Source organism: Synergistaceae bacterium, from assembly GCA_021372895.1.
Lineage (GTDB): Bacteria > Synergistota > Synergistia > Synergistales > Synergistaceae > JAJFTP01.
Genome location: JAJFTP010000034.1, coordinates 1 through 2,652, shown reverse-complemented (window position 1 = coordinate 2,652; position 2,652 = coordinate 1). Strand labels below are relative to the sequence as shown.

Sequence of the window (2,652 nt, the reverse complement as noted above, 5' to 3'; positions counted from 1 at the left end):
AGTGTTGCGTGGATCATCGCAAAATTTCTCGTTGCAAGAAGTGCATGGCGTATAGCCTCTCCCCTGTAACCCGGAGCCTGATAGAGCGCGTTGGCTACCCACCCCACTCCGTCATAAGCAAGGATTGCTGCCTCAACATCATCCGGCGGACAGTTCTCGTTATAAAGTGTCTTGTATTCTTTGAGGACCGAGCGTATCTGCGGGTCAAGAGAAGAAACTTCGTTGATCCACCAGCTGCCGGCAAGAGATATTCCGGCAGTATCAGGTATAAGCTCTGTATATCCTTCAGCCAGTATCGTCGATACAAAACCTGCCGCACGCGCCTGTCTGACAATTTCTCCGGTGTCTCCATATCTTCCCGGCAGCAGAAGAATGTCTGCCCCGCTATCTGCTATAGCTTTCATCGCGGAAGAATAAGCAGAGCCGCTCTTTTTAGAGTAACTCAGGTCTGCCGTAACAGAACCGCCAAAATTTTTTATCCAGCGAAGGACAGATTCATGCACTGCTGCAGAGATGTTGTCGTCCGCATTGTAAAAGAGTCCGAATTTTTTTTTCATGAGCCCCTGTATCGCAAAATATGCAAGCATCTTAGCCCGCGCATGCGTATCGTTTGCCAGATGAAAAGAGTAAAGGTGGGGTCTATTCCCATTCATCAGAGATCCAAAGACGACCTCAGGTGAGGTTATCACAAGAGGAACACCTATCTCGTCGGCTATAGACGACATAACTTGGACGGATTGGCCCTGCATGCCGGTCATCATAACCAGAATACTCTTGTCCTCCATAGCTCTGCGGATGCTCTTATCCGCCTTGCCAGGATCTGAAGGGATGTCATAACCGACGATTTTAAGTTTATAGCCTCTGACGCCTCCCTGTTTATTTATGAGTTCAACCGCAAGTTGGGCCGCGCGAAGTTGGTTGTGTCCGGTCTGTGCTGCCGGGCCGGTAAGAGGGGCGAAGAAAACAATGCGGAATTCGTCTCCTACCGGATTGCGCTGGCTGCCTATCTGAAAGAACAGCACAACAATGGACAGAAAGGCAACAATGAGAACCAGCCCGTTGTAAAAAGACTTTTTCCGGATCCACATAGTCCTGGGTTTATTCGATATGCCGCCTGATATCCTGCGCAGATTCCCGGATCGCGCTATTACCATATCCACTCCATCGGGGCCTTCGTTGCTGTCAGGAAATGATGATGCCTCACTTAGGATCCTTAGGACTTCTTCTGCATTTTCAACTGTAAACCCGAGATTTTTACAAAGCCTGTCTGTCCAGGATGGATCGTTTATACCAAAATTTTTAGTATGAGGGGCCCACCCGGATTTGATCAAGTATCTAAGGGCGAAGGTAAGACGAAAATTTTCAGCCCGGCAGGAAGGACAGCGATCCTCAAGAAACTGAGACAACCTGTCGGGATCCTCAAGTATCCCGACTCCATAGTCTTCAATCAGATCTTTAAGTACCTGTTTGAGAATTTCCTCCATCAGCCACACTCTCCCCGCTTCCGGATAAGTATAACGTGCAGACTGAAGCAGGGCAAGAGAGTGTAATTTTCACCTCTGATGCCATAGAAAAGCTAAAGACCACTGATAACGAAAAAACGTATCCCAAGTAAAAAACACTTGGGATACGTTGGAAGGCATCAACCCTAATCCGTCATATCGGCTTGTGTCTCACCCCTGATATGTGAACACGTTACCCGCAGATCATAAGTTCTCTCGTAAAATGATTCAGGACCTCGCCTGTACCGTCGGTACGTACAGCAACAAGGTTCTCTATCCTTACGCCAAATTTGCCCGGTATATATATACCGGGTTCCACGCTGAAGACATTGCCTGGTTTAAGCGGCACATCATTGCCCTCTATGATGTACGGGTTTTCATGGACAGCAATGCCTATGCCATGGCCAACGCGGTTAAAGAAGAAGTCTCCGTAGCCGGCATCAATTATGACCTTACGGGCAGCCCTGTCAACATCCTGTCCGGTCGCACCAGGCTGCACTGCCGCTTCTCCGGCTGCCTGAGCAATACGAACTATTTCATATATTTTTCTCTGCTCATCTGTCGGCTCACCGACAAATAGAGTGCGAGTCGTGTCGGAGCAATAACTCTTGTAACGTCCTCCAAGGTCAAGAATTATAATATCGTCCTTCTCAATGACGCGCTGATCTCCCGCATAGTGCGGCATTGAACCGTTGGGGCCGCTTGCCACTATAGGGTCAAATGACATCTGGTCACTGCCGAGTTCCTCAAAGAACTCCGGGATCTTTTTAATAATTTCGCGCTCCTTCATGCCTGGCTTGATAAACTTCTGAAGTTTTGCAACTACTCCGTCAACAATACGAGAGGCGATCCTCATGTATTCCAGCTCTTCTTCGTCCTTGCAGGAACGAAGCGGGGCCAGCACGTCGCTGCCGTTGCAAAGCTGTATGTCCATAGCGTCTCTTATTGCAAGCATATCTACTGCGCGAACACCGTCGTTGAACGCGATCTTGCCCCCAATCAATCCTAGTTTCTCACAGCCGAGCCTGAATGCTCCTGTAAATCCCTCATGGTCATCCCATTCCGCGTAAAACGGGACATCGCCGAACGCGTTCATGATCTCTTCCCTGTACAGAAGAGGCGTCATAGCGAAACATCTGCCGTCCTTAGC

At 49.0% G+C, this 2,652-nt stretch carries 2 protein-coding genes; both read right to left on the bottom strand.

Annotation, left to right across the window (positions count from 1 at the left end; translation table 11 throughout):
- Positions 1 to 1,484: ABC transporter substrate-binding protein (locus LLF78_03500; GenBank protein ID MCE5201563.1), on the bottom strand; the 1,484-nt coding region annotated here is incomplete at its 3' end.
- A gap of 211 nt (positions 1,485 to 1,695) precedes the next feature.
- The coding region (locus LLF78_03495; protein MCE5201562.1) for an aminopeptidase P family protein at positions 1,696 to 2,652 on the bottom strand (957 nt) is incomplete at its 5' end.